Origin of the sequence: Pectobacterium quasiaquaticum, from assembly GCF_014946775.2 — a bacterium.
Lineage (GTDB): Bacteria > Pseudomonadota > Gammaproteobacteria > Enterobacterales > Enterobacteriaceae > Pectobacterium > Pectobacterium aquaticum.
In genome coordinates this window covers 4,118,685-4,133,699 of record NZ_CP065177.1, presented here as the reverse complement: position 1 = coordinate 4,133,699, position 15,015 = coordinate 4,118,685, and the positions used below count along the sequence as shown (strand labels likewise).

Annotated in this window: 14 protein-coding genes; 9 read left to right on the top strand and 5 right to left on the bottom strand. The window is 53.0% G+C overall.

Going from position 1 to position 15,015, the window contains the following annotated elements; all coding sequences use genetic code 11:
* Nucleotides 1-23: 23 nt before the first annotated feature.
* From purB to IG609_RS18895, 6 genes are all read left to right on the top strand, one after another.
* The gene (gene purB / locus IG609_RS18920; protein ID WP_193399239.1) at nt 24-1,388 is read left to right on the top strand and encodes an adenylosuccinate lyase; all 1,365 of its coding nucleotides are present in this window, start codon (nt 24-26) and stop codon (nt 1,386-1,388) included.
* Nucleotides 1,389-1,397: 9 nt separating this feature from the next.
* Nucleotides 1,398-1,940, top strand: coding sequence for a GNAT family N-acetyltransferase (locus IG609_RS18915; RefSeq protein ID WP_193399238.1), 543 nt, complete (start codon nt 1,398-1,400; stop codon nt 1,938-1,940).
* Complete coding sequence (locus IG609_RS18910; protein WP_110163395.1) at nt 1,937-2,728, top strand: amino acid ABC transporter substrate-binding protein; 792 nt, start codon at nt 1,937-1,939, stop codon at nt 2,726-2,728. Before IG609_RS18915 ends, IG609_RS18910 begins: the two co-directional genes overlap by 4 nt.
* Nucleotides 2,729-2,886: 158 nt before the next feature.
* Nucleotides 2,887-3,558 carry an amino acid ABC transporter permease gene (locus IG609_RS18905; RefSeq protein ID WP_011095665.1) on the top strand — a complete coding sequence of 224 codons (672 nt, stop codon included), beginning with the start codon at nt 2,887-2,889 and terminating at the stop codon, nt 3,556-3,558.
* A 9-nt stretch (nt 3,559-3,567) separates the two neighbouring features.
* The gene (locus tag IG609_RS18900) at nt 3,568-4,329 is read left to right on the top strand and encodes an amino acid ABC transporter ATP-binding protein (RefSeq protein ID WP_193399237.1); all 762 of its coding nucleotides are present in this window, start codon (nt 3,568-3,570) and stop codon (nt 4,327-4,329) included.
* Nucleotides 4,330-4,406: 77 nt separating this feature from the next.
* The gene (locus tag IG609_RS18895) at nt 4,407-5,564 is read left to right on the top strand and encodes a M20 peptidase aminoacylase family protein (RefSeq protein ID WP_193399236.1); all 1,158 of its coding nucleotides are present in this window, start codon (nt 4,407-4,409) and stop codon (nt 5,562-5,564) included.
* Nucleotides 5,565-6,246: 682 nt separating this feature from the next.
* On the opposite strand, the gene hemY is transcribed toward IG609_RS18895, so the two are convergent.
* The 4 genes from hemY to hemC are packed head-to-tail and all read right to left on the bottom strand — an operon-like array spanning nt 6,247 to nt 10,269.
* Nucleotides 6,247-7,440 (bottom strand): protoheme IX biogenesis protein HemY, encoded by a 1,194-nt coding sequence (gene hemY, locus IG609_RS18890; protein WP_180787087.1) that lies wholly within the window; start codon nt 7,438-7,440, stop codon nt 6,247-6,249.
* A 2-nt stretch (nt 7,441-7,442) separates the two neighbouring features.
* Nucleotides 7,443-8,567 (bottom strand): uroporphyrinogen-III C-methyltransferase, encoded by a 1,125-nt coding sequence (gene hemX, locus IG609_RS18885; RefSeq protein ID WP_193399235.1) that lies wholly within the window; start codon nt 8,565-8,567, stop codon nt 7,443-7,445.
* A 23-nt stretch (nt 8,568-8,590) separates the two neighbouring features.
* On the bottom strand, nt 8,591-9,331 hold the full coding sequence (hemD, locus tag IG609_RS18880) for a uroporphyrinogen-III synthase (protein ID WP_039466161.1): 741 nt from the start codon (nt 9,329-9,331) through the stop codon (nt 8,591-8,593).
* A complete protein-coding gene (gene hemC, locus IG609_RS18875) occupies nt 9,328-10,269 on the bottom strand; it encodes a hydroxymethylbilane synthase (RefSeq protein ID WP_193399234.1) in 942 nt (313 codons plus the stop codon). The genes hemD and hemC overlap by 4 nt, the downstream gene beginning before the upstream one ends.
* A gap of 332 nt (nt 10,270-10,601) precedes the next feature.
* On the opposite strand from hemC, the gene IG609_RS18870 reads away from it, so the two are divergent.
* Both IG609_RS18870 and IG609_RS18865 read left to right on the top strand, forming a co-directional pair.
* Complete coding sequence (locus IG609_RS18870; RefSeq protein ID WP_193399233.1) at nt 10,602-13,160, top strand: class I adenylate cyclase; 2,559 nt, start codon at nt 10,602-10,604, stop codon at nt 13,158-13,160.
* A 45-nt stretch (nt 13,161-13,205) separates the two neighbouring features.
* Nucleotides 13,206-14,378, top strand: coding sequence for an MFS transporter (locus IG609_RS18865; RefSeq protein WP_193399232.1), 1,173 nt, complete (start codon nt 13,206-13,208; stop codon nt 14,376-14,378).
* A gap of 33 nt (nt 14,379-14,411) precedes the next feature.
* On the opposite strand, the gene cyaY is transcribed toward IG609_RS18865, so the two are convergent.
* Entirely contained in the window at nt 14,412-14,732 is a 321-nt protein-coding gene (gene cyaY / locus IG609_RS18860; RefSeq protein ID WP_193399231.1) for an iron donor protein CyaY, read from the bottom strand.
* A gap of 77 nt (nt 14,733-14,809) precedes the next feature.
* Between cyaY and lptM the strand changes: the two genes are divergently transcribed.
* The gene (gene lptM, locus IG609_RS18855; RefSeq protein WP_284070732.1) at nt 14,810-14,977 is read left to right on the top strand and encodes an LPS translocon maturation chaperone LptM; all 168 of its coding nucleotides are present in this window, start codon (nt 14,810-14,812) and stop codon (nt 14,975-14,977) included.
* Nucleotides 14,978-15,015: the final 38 nt, after the last annotated feature.

Sequence of the window (15,015 nt, the reverse complement as noted above, 5' to 3'; positions counted from 1 at the left end):
AATCCAACACTAACGAGTTAATTATGGCATCACATCTTATTGATTTTCTTCTTATAGGGAATAATTTTGGCACGCCTGAAATGCGCGGCGTCTGGTCCGAGCATAACCGCCTGACTAAACAGGTCGAAGTCGAGGTTGCCCTAGCGCTTGCTGAGGGTGAACTGGGTGTCATTCCGCTGGATGCGGCAAAAACCATTGCAGAAAACGCTGACGCAAGCGCGCTTAACGTTGAAGAGATTGCCAAAGATGCCGCGCGTATGAAGCATTCTCTGATGCCGACAATTGCCGCGATTCAGAAACAGTGTGGTGCCGCGGGTGAGTTTATTCACTACGGCGTGACCACGCAGGACATCGTTGATACCGCGACAGTGTTACAGCTGAAACAATCTTTCGATATTGTCGTCAGAGATACACAACTGCTGGCCGTTGAACTGAAGCGTCTGGCGAAGAAACACCAGCATACGCTGATGGCCGGTCGTACCCACGGTATGCAGGCGCTGCCCACCACGTTTGGCTTTAAACTGGCCGTTTGGCTGGATGAATTTATCCGTCATCTCGAACGTCTGGGTGAAATCAAAGAACGTGTTCTTGTCGGCAACATCAACGGTGCCATCTGCACCTACGCCTCTTTTGGCGAACAAGGGCCGGAAATCGAGCGTTTGACGCTGGATAAGCTGGGACTGAATACGCCGAATATCGGCTGGCAGTCTGCCCGCGATCGCTTCTCCGAATATGCTTCTGTTACGGTTCTGATCAGCGGTACGCTGGGCAAAATCGGTAATGAGCTGTACAACCTGATGCGCACCGAGATTAACGAAATCGAAGAGCCGTTCTCCGAAGGGAAAATCGGTTCAACCACGATGCCGCATAAACGCAATCCAGCTGCGCTGGAAGGGCTGGCGAGCCTGACGGCTCCGCTGTTTAAGAGCGCTGCACTGATTCATGAATCGATGAAAGTTGAGCATGAGCGTGATGCGATGAGCTGGCGTGCGGAGTGGATTGCGCTGCCGGAAATCAATATCTATTTGTCCGCTCAGCTTCAGAATGCGCTTGGCATCCTGCGTGGCATGTCCGTCAACGAGAAGCAGATGCTGGCGAACCTCGATCTGCAAAACGGCCTGCTGCTGTCTGAAAAAGTGATGTTCGAGATTGGTAAACGTCTCGGCAAGCAAACTGCTCACCATCTGGTTTATGAATGCTCAATGCAGGCATTCGAGCAGAATCAGTCCTTTAAATCGGTGCTGCTGGCGCATCCAGTGCTTTCTGAACAGGTAACCGCCGCCGATCTGGACGAATGGCTGAATCCGGCTAACTACGTTGGCAGTGCGCCGCAGAAGGTTGATGACGTGATTCGCTATGCAGATAACTCCGGCCTGCTGCCAGCATAAGGTGACATCATGAGTATCGTATTTCGTCAGGCCACGCTTGCGGATGATGAAACTTTTCTGGCATTGGCGCTGGCCGCATTTGAGCCGATTCGCCAACTGGGTATCAACTTTTCCGCCGCCCATGCAGATATCGACATGGTCCGTACGCATATTGCCTCACACGGCGTTTATGTGATGGAAAAAGACGGTGAGATGGTGTCGTCATTTACCATCCGCTATCCGTGGGGGCCTGAGCCGGGCCCGTTCGGTCTACCTCATCTGGGCTGGTTTGCAACGCACCCTGGCTATAAAAAACAGGGACTGGGTAAGAAAATGATGAGCTGGCTTGAGGAAGAAATTCTGATTAACCAGCTCAAAGCGCCTGCCGTGTCGCTTGGCACCGCGCAAAACCACCCGTGGCTGATTGAGATGTACAGAAATTATGGTTTCAAGGAAGTCGGGCAGACGAATCTGGGAAAAGGACACCTGACAATCTGGATGGAAAAAATCCTTGATAACCCATTGTATGACCAGTGGAAAGATAAAAAATCAAAAAGAGAGGCAGTAAAATGATGAAAAAAGTAACGTTGTCTGTTCTGGCGCTGACGACAGCCTTTCTTGTTGCTGGCTGTGATTCTGGGAAGAGCGGCTCTGAGCAGGAAAAAGTATTGAAAGTGGGTTCAACAGGCCAAAGTTATCCGAGTGGATTCAAGCAAGATAACAAGCTGGTCGGGTTTGACGTTGAAGTCACGGAAGCCATCGCGAAAGATCTGAACTATAAAGTTGAGTGGGTCACCGCCGATTTCAGCGGCCTTATGGGGCAGTTGGAAGCGAAAAAGCTGGATACGGTAGCGAACGTGGTAGCCATTACTCCAGCGCGTCAGGAAAAATACAATTTTGCTCAACCGTATAGCTTCTACGGCAGCCAGATTGTGACGCACAAAGACAACGCGGACATTAATACACTGGCTGACCTGAAAGGGAAGACGGTTGCTGGGGTTCTGGGTTCCAACCACGTCAACAACCTGAAAAAAGCGTTTGCCGACGGCAGCGTGAATATTCGCACCTATGAAACACGCGATGGCGCGATGAACGATGCGCTGTCTAAACGTGTTGAAGGCTACGTGAATTCACGTCCGATTCTGTTGGCAGAAATCAATAAGCGTAACCTGCCGTTCAAACTGGTCGGCGAGCCGCTGGTGATTGAAGAAGTGAGCTTCCCGTTCCATAAGGACGAGAAAGGTGATGCGCTGCGTAAGCAGTTCGATGCAGAGTTAACGAAAATGCGTGCAGATGGACGCTTGAAAGCGATCTCCGAAAAATATTTTGGTGAAGACATCACGGTATCACCGGCTAAGTAACCTCACACTGTTATCTCGGCCGAGTCATTGCGTAACCTGATGATTCGTTATGTCGCCAGATGGCTTGTTATGTAGCCAGATGTTCGTTATATAGCAAATAGTCATAACCCTGTTCCACCGGTGCAATATGGCCGGTGGAAGCATTAATGGTATTACTCATGAATATCGATCTTGCCTACCTGTTAAAGGTCTTTCCCCAGGTATTAATGTATTTGCCAACCACGCTGTTCCTCGCCGTGGTTTCGATGTTTTTTGCTATGGTTCTCGGCCTTATCCTGGCGTTAGTCCGTGAAAGCAAGATTGTCGTGGTCGTAAAAATCGTCGAGCTGTATATCTCGCTGTTCCGCGGCATTCCGTCGCTGGTTCAGCTGTTTATCATCTATTTCGGCCTGCCGCAGCTATTCCCTGGCTTATCCAATCTGGATGCGATGACGGCCGCGATTATCGGTTTTAGCCTGAAAACCTCAGCCTACATGGCTGAGATTTTTCGTGCGGGCTTGGCCTCGGTGGATTTCGGCCAGACGGAAGCTGGCTTATCCATTGGCATGAGCAAAGCACAGGTCTATCGCCGCATCGTGTTGCCTCAGGCCATGCTGAATGCGCTGCCTGCGACGGGGAACACCTTCATTTCCCTGATTAAAGATACTTCGGTGGCCTTTGCGCTTGGCGTCTCCGAACTGTTCGCGGAAGGCAAAATGATTGCCGCTGAATCTCTGCGTTTCTTTGAGACCTTCCTGGTTGTCGGTCTGATTTACTGGATGGTGATTGTGGTTTACGCCTGGCTGCAAAAGCAGTTGGAGAAGAAACTGAATCACTCGCTACAGCGATAAGGGGCTGACATGATCAGTGTAAAGAATCTTTCTAAACGCTTTGGCGATCAGGTGGTGTTGGACAACATTAGTCTGGATATCGCGAAAGGCGAAGTCGTGGCGATTATCGGTCCATCCGGTTCGGGTAAATCCACGCTGCTGCGCTGCCTGAACCTGCTGGAAACGCCAGAGTCAGGTACGATCGAAATTGGCGAACAAACGCTGGATACGCGTCGCTACTCCGCTAAAGAGGCCTATGCGCTTCGCCGCCAGACGGCGATGGTATTCCAGAGTTACAACCTGTTTAAGAACAAGACGGCGCTGGAAAATGTGACGGAAGCGCTGATTGTCGTGAAAAAAATGCCGAAGAAGCAGACGGATGAAATTGGTCTGGCGCTGCTGGAGCAAGTCGGTCTGCTGCCGCAGGCGGCACAGTATCCGGTGACGCTATCCGGCGGACAGCAGCAGCGCGTGAGTATTGCACGTGCGCTGGCGGTGGATCCGAAGGCGATTTTGTTTGATGAACCGACCTCGGCGCTGGATCCAGAAAGGGTACACGAGGTGCTTCAGGTGATTCAGAAGCTGGCGAAAAATGACACCACGATGGTGATCGTCACCCACGAAATGCAGTTTGCAAAAGAAGTGGCTGACCGGGTGATCTTCATGGCGGACGGTCATATCGTTGAGGAAGGTCCGGCGGAGCAGGTCATTAGCTTCTCGGATAACCCGCAAACCCAGCGTTTCCTGCGTCAGTTGACCAAGCTGCCTGAGCCGCTTGAGTACGATATTTAACGCATACGTAGACACACCTGCACGCCTGAACAAGGCTGCCCTGTCAGGCAGGGCACGATAATGTGGAGCAAGTATTCATGAGAACAGCATCTCAGCACGAGCCTCTGGCTCAGTTTATTCAGGCATTTCGCCACGATTTACACCGCAATCCTGAGTTGTCGAATCAGGAGTTTGAGACCACGAAGAAGATTCGTGCAGTATTGGAAAAAGAGGGGATTCGCATCCTCGACCTACCGCTGAAAACCGGTCTGGTTGCTGAAGTCGGCGGCTTACAGGATGGTCCACTGGTCGTGGTACGTTCTGATATCGATGCTCTGCCGATTGAAGAAGAGTCTGGTGTAGAATTCACGTCGCTCAACAAAGGGGTGATGCACGCCTGCGGTCATGATTTTCACTCTTCCGCTGCACTTGGCGCGGCGATTCTGCTGAAGAAAATCGAGCCGGAACTGAAAGGCACCGTGCGAATTTTGTTTCAGGCCGCTGAAGAGACTGGGCTGGGCGCACCGGAAGTCATCGCCGTTGGCGCGTTGGACAATGCGGTAGCCATTTTCGGCATTCACAACGATCCGACGCTGCCGGTTGGCGTCATCGGTGGGAAAGACGGCGCATTGACGGCGGGCGTTGACCGCTTTGAGATCAAAATCGCAGCGAAAGGCTGTCATGCGGCGAAGCCGCATGAAGGCAACGATCCGATTATCATTCTGGGTCAGCTGATTTCTGCCGTACAGACCATCATCAGCCGCACGGTCTCGTCCGACAACAACGCGGTGGTGTCGATTACGCAGGTTCATAGCGGCAGCACCTGGAACGTTATCCCAGACACGGCCTACGTTGAAGGTACGGTTAGAACGTTCAATCAGGACGCGCGTGATTTGATTGAACAGCGTTTCCGTCAGATTGTTGCAGGTATCGCTAGCACCTTTGGCGCAGAAATTGAGTTCCTGTGGCACGCAGGGCCGCCATCGGTAATCAACACGCCAGAGTGGGTTGAGTTTGCGCTGAATGTGGCGAGTGACGAAGGGTTTGAAGCGCGCCGCGTGGAAGCCAGCCCGATTGGTGAAGATTTCGCGTTCTATCAACAAAAACTACCGGGTACGTTCATGATGGTCGGTTCCGGCGGACCGTATGCGCTGCACCACCCGAAATTCCGCGTTGATGACAGCGCGCTGTTCCCGACTGCGCACTATCTTTATCAGGTGGCGAAGCAGAGCTTAGAGCAGTTGTCCTCCCGCTAATCTCCTCTCATTAAGTCAACGCTGTCCGCGTCGGTTTCCCGGCGCGGATATTTTCCCCTTTTTTTAAATTGAATCAGCAGCTTTGATAGGACTGTCGGAAAAACACGACACTCTGGGGGTTATGTTGTCGCAAAAAAGAGACATTTAATTCATTGATTATTAATGGTTAATATTTTACGTGACAAAATCGTCTCTGAATGGCGACAGGTTTTGTGAGCGCGATCTCGTTTTTGCCGCCCATCGTGTCTTAGCTTCTCTCATTGTGGATAAATAAAAATAGTATTTATTATTAGATGCTTAACTCTATTTTGTGAGGCTGTGATAATAAAGTTATGCATATTGGCATAATTTATGCTTAAATAAGCGGGTAGATGCTCATTCCACCTTCTATGCTTGCTTCGGCTTCATAATCCTGGGAATGACGCAGAGCCAATTTGAGGTGCCTATCGTCCAACTCCAGATGAAGATGCAAATCTCCATCGGGCCTTCCGGACATAACGTTGAGTGAGGCACCATTCTGTTGTCTGACAGACCTGATATTTTCAACGCTTACCGTTTATCGGTAAGCGTTTTTTTTCGTCTGAGTAAAATGCTCGGTAGCCGCCTTCTGTCGGACTAGATGAAACCGCCCATAAAAAGAGAAAGGCTCCAAAAGGAGCCTTATGAAAGAGTGGCGTAGCGATTAGTCGGCAGGTTGCTGTAGCGTGAGCAGTAGCCCTTCGCGCCGCATTTGCGCCGCTTCATCCGGCAGACGCAACCGGTCGAGTGCGTCGGCGCGCCAAGCATAATCATACGCGTCCGGTCGTAATTCCAGTGCGGTGCGGAAAGCATCGCTGGCCTTCTGCCATTCGCCGTGTTTCATCAGTAATTGGCCTAACGTGCTGCTCAGCAGCGCAGTAGAGGCTTGCTGCTTGATGTACTGGCGCAGTAATTTTTCCAGTTGTTCTGGGTTTCCGGCTTTGAGGCGTGGCATTAGCAGGATCAAACGTTCGTCATACTGGCGCTTGAGACCGTCGAGAATGATCTTCTGAGCGGTATCATGCTCGTCACACTCGATCAGATGCTCAGCCATCGCGACCTGAAGCGGGATCTCATGGCGTACTTTGCGACTCTGATTATTCCACCATGATTTCAGCCCTTCGCTGCCGCCATCTGCCATTGCCTGATTCATCAGACCGATATAGGCCTGCTGCTGTAGATCCAGTAGACGTTCTTCAGGGTACAGATTGATCTTGCGCATCGCAGGCAGAATATCCAGCAGCGCGCTATAGGCGTGAGTGCGCAGGAAAGCTTGCTCCGCTAAACGCAGTACCTCAGGATGGCGGGGCGCAACCTCCAGCAGTTTGTCGACGCCGTGACGTGCGGCATGATCTTCATTACGCGCTAGCTGAATACGCACGCGCGTAATATCCACCGGAAGCTGATCGGTATCTGCAACCTCGGCGGCACGCTCCAGATATTGCTTGGTGCGGAATTCGTCGCCGCGCTGCTGAGCGGCTTCGGCTGCCAGCAGGTAGTTAACCACGGGCTGCTCGGCATGGTCGGCATTGCGCGTCAGTAGCTTCTCTACCTGTAAATAATCCCCCTCGGCCAGCTTGAGCAGCGCGGCTTTGGTCTGTTTTCTGGCGCGGGTGCGTTTGCGGCCGAGGAACCAGCCGCGTGTGCGGGATCCGGTACGAAAGATCCGGCGGAGCACCCATTCCACCGCCAAAAAGGCGAGGAAGAACAGTACCAGCATGATGACCAGACCGGTCACGCTGGTTTGAATGTCATAGTTATCCGTTTGGATCAGGACGTAGCCTTGGTGACCTGCGACGATCGGACCGATCACCACGCCGGCGATCAGGATCAGGAACAGCAATAAGACTTTTAGCATGCTCATTCCCCTTGCTGTGTGGCTGGCGCCTGAGCCAATAGATTACGAACGCGCGTTTGCATCAGTTTTTCCAACAGCGCCTGACTTTGTAGCTCCATCGGGACATCCAGTGAAACCGACTGCTGGTTTAAGGCATCGAGCTGATCTAAAAAGGCCTGCGTCGTGGGGTCGGTAGTATCGAAGTAGGCGCGAACCCAGGTTGCTGCCGTTTCCAGCGACTGTTTGTACACTTCATTCTGGTGGCGAGGAATAGCCTGTGCGGCAACCAGCAGACGTGAACGGATATTCTCGCGCAGATACACATCCTGATTCGGTGCCAGTAGCGGTTCGGCAGCGCTGTCGCGGCGGCGAATGGTGATAAAATCAGCCAGGAAATTGTGCCAGCTCTTGCTCAGATTTTGTCGCCACTCGCTCAAGGAAGCGGACAGCTCTGTGCTGTTGGCGTCCATCGGCGCTTCATCGGTGTTGTTGTCGGCGAGTTGCAAGTTGTCCAACTGGTCGGTGAGCTGATTGACTTTCAGGATGATGCCATCAAAATCGACCTGACTTACGCCTGCCAGCGCTCCGATATCGTTGGTCAGCGCGCGGCGGATTTCTATCAGGCTGGGATCGTTCATTTCCGCCAGGCTGGCGTCCGCGCTTTTCAGCAACGCGCCTGCGGTGGTGACGTCTTTGTCGCTCCACAGCTTGCGTCCTGCCAGTTTCACCAGAAAATCGGCCTGAGCGATCAGCCAGGTATTGGTGTCATGGCTGGAAAGCGCCGCCAGCTTATCGCGCAGCTCGTCTGACTGACGCGTTAGCGCCTCAAGACGCTGTGCGGCAGTCTCCTGCGCTTTGCTTTGCTGCTGTTGAGCGTCCAGCCACTGCTGCTGCTCTTGCTTATGCTGTTGCTGCAATGTGTTGAACTGCGCTTCCAGACGTTGAAGCGCGGCCGTTTCTTTCTGCGCCTGCTGGTGGCCGTGGTAATACAAGCCTGCGCCTATGGCCAGTGCAATCACAATCGCGATCGCCCCCAGCACGGCACCGCTACGTTTGGGCTGCGGTGCGGGATCCTGCTGCTGATGCGAGGGTTCAACCCGTTCAGCAACCTCGTCGGATGGAGCTGTGGGGGTATTGTGTTCCGTCATAATGGTACATCCCATGATCAGGTTTATTGTAGTGCGCGCACGAGCGCATCGTTATCGGCATTATCAGCCACTCGGATATCACGCCAGCCAAGCTGACGAGCTTGTTCAGCCAGCCGTTCGCTGACGACGATCAACTGGCAGCCGAGTAACCAGGAAGCCCGATAGTAATCAGGTACTAAAGTATAGATCCGTTGTAGCATTTCTCCGCTGGTGATCACCAGTTTGTCGATGCCTATTTGTTGCCAGTGGCGGCTTTGCTCTAGCCCGTCATAGTGAACGTCTCTGCGCTGATAACATTCACAGTAGGTCACCTGTGCGCCCCGCTCGGTTAGCGTTTCCCCTAGCAGTTCCCTGCCGCCGTTGCCGCGCAGCAATAATGCGCGTTTACCGGAAACATCTTGCAGGTCAGGAAGTTGCAGGAGCGTTTCGCTGGTTTCGCGCTCAGGCGGATAGGTTACCGGGTGTGCGCTGATTTTATGCAGCGCCAGCGCGGTGGTACGGCCGATGGCGTAATAAGCGAGATGGGCAGGCCAGCTGATGCCCGTACGTACCAGCATCGGATCGGCGTAATGAATGGCGTGTTGTGAGAGCGCAAACACCAAATCGTCGGCGCTCAGTGCCTGCAATAGGGCAGGCAGACTGGCGAGTTCTCGTCCGGGTGAAAACTCGATCAGCGGGCTGTGCCAGGCGTTATAGCCGAGCTTTCTTAAACGGGTCACCAGTTGTTCGCCAGTTGGTGACGGACGGGTAACCAGAATTGTCATGATGGGCTTGATCCGTGATAAACGGCTTGAAGGATGGCGCTGGCTCCTTTGGCTAACAGCTCTTCAGCCAGTGCAATCCCGAGTTGTTCGGCATCGGAGACGTTTCCTTTGCGTTCACCGACGATCATTTTGCTGCCGTCCGGTGCACCAACCAGCGCGCGTAGCCACAGCGTATCGCCTTCCAATTCGGCGTAGCTGCCAATCGGCACCTGACAGCCACCTTCAAGGCGTACATTCATGGCGCGTTCAGCCAGTACGCGGGCGGCGGTAGCGGGGTGATTGAGCGGGGCAAGGAGTTGGCGGACATGTTCGTCATCCAAACGGCATTCGATGCCGATAGCGCCTTGTCCGACGGCTGGCAGAGACGCTTCCGGGCTTAACGCACAGCGGATGCGCGCTTCAAGGCCAAGACGTTTCAGGCCCGCGACCGCAAGAATAATGGCGTCATACTCGCCGTTATCCAGTTTTGACAGGCGTGTGCCGACATTACCGCGCAAATCTCGAATCACCAGATCGGGACGTCGGGCGCGCAGCTGGCACTGACGGCGCAGGCTGGAGGTGCCTACACAACTGCCTTCCGGTAATTGATCGAGGCTGTCGTAATGATTGGAAACAAAAGCGTCGCGCGGGTCGTCGCGTTCACAAATGGTGGTCAGACCGAGGCCGTCTGGGAATTCGACAGGGACATCTTTCATGGAGTGGACGGCAATATCGGCGCGCCCTTCAAGCAGCGCCAATTCCAGCTCTTTAACAAACAATCCTTTACCACCGACCTTTGCCAGTGGCGTATCGAGGATGATGTCGCCGCGGGTGACCATCGGCACCAGCTCCACGTGTAAATCCGGGTAGAGGTGGTTCAGACACTGCTGAACATATCGTGCTTGCCACAGAGCGAGCGGGCTTTGTCGGGTGGCAATTCTAATAATATTGGCTAACATGCTTGATACCGTTTTTATCATTTTCCGCCATCGTATCATTGATGGTGCGTTGGTGTCAGGTTGTGGGCATTCGCGGCGCGCCTTTTAAAACGGTCTGAAATTCGGGTGCCGCATACATAGATAGGAAGCCGTGCTGATGCAGTCGGGTAGGTAAATTCGTAATAAAGCAAGATAGATAAGTCTAACTTTCTTTACTTTCTTTACGCCCAATCAGCAAGGTGTTAAATTGATCACGTTTCCAGCAATAATTCGCTAAACATTCTTCTAATTTCATTATGCGGATTTGGAACACGGGGTTTTTCTAGGCACTGGGATAAATCAGGCGAAACGTCTTGTACTTCTACATCGAGACTTTGAAGCAAAGACTGGATGCGATCAACCAACTGCGTGTTGACCGTGCTCTGGGAGCAATGAAACCCGCTTTTCAGCAGGTTTACAGTCTTCTGCCCATTTTATTACATCATCATCACCCGTTGATGCCCGGCTACCTTGAAGGCAAGGTGCCTCACGGTATCTGCACTCACACGCCTGATGAAAAGCAGCAACAGTACCTTGATGGCATCGCGTTGCGCTGGGGCCAGTTTGACTGTTCTCATCCGCAGGGAGAACTGCCGATCACGGGCATCTATTCCATGGGAAGCACCTCGTCTATCGGGCAGAGCTGTAGCTCCGATCTCGATATCTGGGTGTGCCACCAATCCTGGTTGGATAGCGAAGAACGCCAGCTCCTACAGAAGAAATGTACGCTGCTGGAGCAATGGGCCGCGGCGCAGGGCGCTGAGGTCAGCTTCTTCCTGATGGATGAAAGTCGTTTCCGCCACAATGAAAGCGGTAGCCTGAGTGGCGAAGACTGCGGCACCATGCAGCACATCCTATTACTCGACGAATTCTACCGTACCGCTGTGCGTATGGCGGGTAAACGTATTCTGTGGAACATGGTGCCGGTCGAAGAAGAATCTCACTACGATGACTATGTCCTGTCGCTCTACTCGCAGGGCGCGCTGGCACCGAACGAGTGGATGGATTTAGGCGGCCTGAGCACGCTGTCGGCGGAAGAGTATTTCGGCGCGAGTCTCTGGCAGCTCTATAAAAGTATCGATTCCCCTTATAAAGCTGTACTGAAGACGCTGCTGCTGGAAGCCTATTCCTGGGAATACCCGGACACCAGCCTGCTGTCGACCGAAATTAAAAAACGTCTGCATGACGGCGAGATCGTCTCTTTCGGCCTCGATCCTTACTGCATGATGTTGGATCGCGTGACGCACTATCTGACGGCGATCAACGATCCCACGCGCCTCGATCTGGCGCGTCGATGTTTCTACTTAAAAGTCTGTGAAAAACTCTCCAGAGAAAAAGCCTGTGTCGGCTGGCGTCGCCAGATTCTGAGCCAACTGGTGCAAGAATGGGGATGGAGCGACGAACATCTGGCCATGCTGGATAACCGCGCTAACTGGAAAATCGAACAGGTACGCGAAGCACATAATGAGCTGTTGGATGCGATGATGCAGACCTATCGCAACCTGATTCGCTTCGCCCGCCGCAATAATCTGAGCGTCAGCGCCAGCCCGCAGGATATCGGTGTGTTGACCCGTAAACTGTATGCTGCGTTTGAAGCGCTGCCGGGTAAAGTTACCCTGCTGAACCCACAAATTTCGCCTGATTTGTCGGAGCCGAATTTAACCTTTATCTATGTTCCGGCGGGTCGCGCGAACCGCTCTGGCTGGTACCTGTACAATCAGGCACCATCGATGGATGCGATTGTCAGCCATCAGCCGCTGGAATATAACCGCTATCTGAACAAGCTGGTGGCGTGGGCGTATTTTAATGGCCTGCTGACGCCAAGCACGCGCCTGTATATTAAAGGCAACGAACTGTGTGACATTACGCGCCTGCAAGCACTGGTGGACGACGTAGCCAGCCACTTCCCGCTGCGTCTGCCTGCTCCCACGCCGAAGGCGCTGTACAGCCCGTGTGAAATTCGTCATCTGGCGATTATCGTCAATCTGGAACATGATCCGACGGCGGCCTTCCGCAATCAGGTGGTGCATTTCGATTTCCGTCATCTGGATGTCTTTAGCTTCGGCCAGCAGCAGCAGTGTCTGGTTGGTAGTATCGACCTGTTGTATCGCAACTCGTGGAACGAAGTGCGTACGCTGCATTTCAGTGGCGAACAGGCGGTGTTGGAAGCGCTGAAAACCATTCTGGGCAAAATGCATCAGGATGCGGCGCTGCCGGAATCACTGGAAGTCTTCTGCTACAGCCAGCACCTGCGCGGGCTGATTCGTACCCGAGTTCAGCAGTTGGTGTCCGAATGCATTGAACTGCGCCTGACCAGTACGCGTCAGCAAGAGCCAGGGCGTTTCAAAGCGGTGAAAGTGGCGGGGCAAACCTGGGGCTTGTTCTTCGAGCGGCTGAGTGTATCGGTGCAGAAGTTGGAAAATGCGGTCGAGTTTTATGGCGCGATTTCCAACAACAAACTGCAAGGCCAGCCTGTTCAGGTTGAAACCAACCATATACATTTACCGCCGGTAGTCGATGGCGTCGCCAGCGAAGGGATTATCCAGTTCTTCTTTGAGGATCTGACAGAAAATCAGGGCTTTAATATCTATATTCTGGATGAGTCTAATCGCGTCGAGGTGTATCACCATTGTGAAGGCAGTAAAGAGGAACTGGTGCGCGATGTCAGCCGCTTCTATTCATCGTCGCACGATCGCTTTACCTACGGTTCCAGCTTTATCAATTTCAACCTGCCGCAGTTCTACCAAATCGTACAGCTGGACGGTCGCACGCAGGTGATCCCATTCCGCAGCCGCGCACTTTCTCATCTGTCCATTACGTCCGTGGTAGATGATGAGGTGATGACGATGAAGCCGCGGCTACAGATTCTATAACGTTCTGGCACTCGGCTTTCAGCGTATTCAGAAAGGGATGTATTGATGGATTCGTTGCAACGCCGAAACCTGATACTACTGGCGCTCGGACAAGGGCTGACCGGCAGTATTATTTCGCTGATGACGCTGTGTTCCACGCTGGTTGGCGTATTAATGACGCCGGTTCCTCTGTTGACCACGCTGCCGATTACCACGACGGTGTGCGGTGCGGCGCTCATGATCTACACCGTTTCCTCATTGATGACGAAATATGGCAGGCGCAATGCGTTCATCATCGGCACGCTGATCGGGCTGGCGGGCGCGCTTTTGGCGGCGCTGGCGATTCTGCTACACAGTTTCTCCCTCTTTGTGTTTTCGACATTTGTTCTGGGGATGTCCTGCGCCTTCAACCAGTATTATCGCTTCGCCGCGGCTGAGATATTTATCGACAATCAGCAGAAAAATCGTGCGATATCGTGGGTGATCAGCGGCGGTATCCTAGGCGGTTTTCTCGGCCCGTTTGCGGCGAGCCAATCTTCTCAGCTCTGGGCACCGTACCCATTTTTCGGCAGTTTTATCGCGGCAGCGTTGATCTGCGTTATCACGTCTCTGTTGTTGCTTGGCCTTAAACTGCCTCCAATGTCCGTTACCACGCCCAGCACCCAGCGTAGTGAACCGCTGGCGGCGATTCTGAAAAGCCGGGCGTTTGTGTTGGGAACGGCAAGCTGTTCCGTCGGGTTTGTGGTGATGACGCTCTTAATGAATTCTGTGCCGCTGGCGATGCACCAGCACCACTTTTCTGTTAGCTACAGCGCGACGGTTTTGCAATGGCATTTTGTGGCTATGTATGCGCCTGCGCTGTTGTTAGTGCTGCTGGCGAAGCGGCTGACGCCGGTTCAGGTCGTGGTGATTGGCATGGTGTGCAACGTTGTTGGGGTAGCGGTAGCGCTGAGTGGTTTGACGTTCTGGCACTTCCTCTTTGCACTGATGTTGTTCGGCATCGGGTGGGCGTTTATGTTCAACGGCGGGACATTCATGCTGAATGCGTTTACCCATTCCGTGCATAAATCCCGTTTGCAGGGGATTAATTCGCTGGCGATTTACGTGCCTAACGCGCTGGCCTCGTTGTCTGCCGGTAGCCTGATGGCGCTGACCAACGGCTGGCCGTTGGTCAATATGGTAGGTATCTGTATGCTGTTGTTGCTGGTTCTGGGGTTGATCGTTCTGGGGCGGCGCTGATGTGTGGAGCGCCGCGAGGTCGTTGAAAGACAGTTACCCGAAGTGAACGGTTTCCCCAGCCTGAGCCGAGCAGGATGCTGACAGCAGCGCGATAAAATCTTCACCGCTGCGATCGCATACCCAGCGTTCCGCCTGACGGTTGAAGTGGTAACCGCCCGTTTTGGTCGCCAGCCAAATTTGGTGTAGCGGTTCCTGCCGATTAATCACGATTTTGCTGCCGTTCTCAAAACTCAGCGTCATCACGCCGCCGTTAGTTTCGTAATCGATGTCGGCATCACCCTCAAACCGATCCAGCGTTTCTTCCAACTGAAGCATGAGTTCGTCGGCAAATTGGTGGAACTCGCTATCGTTCATTTTCGATTCCTATTGATTTTCATGATCCACCTGCGATTATAGAGAGCATACAAGTATTAATGACAGGTCTTAACGTGATGAAAAACGTGTTTCGCCAGTTTTTTCTGGTGTTATCAGTAGTGAGTTTATTCGGTTGTGGTCTGAAAGGTCCGCTTTATATGCCTACCGATGGCAAATCCGGTGCGTCAACGACTCAGCAAAATGAGAGCCAGCCGCCGCAAAAGAAAACGTCAATGCGTCCTTAATGCGTGACGGCAATTATAAATAACAGGTCACGTAGATG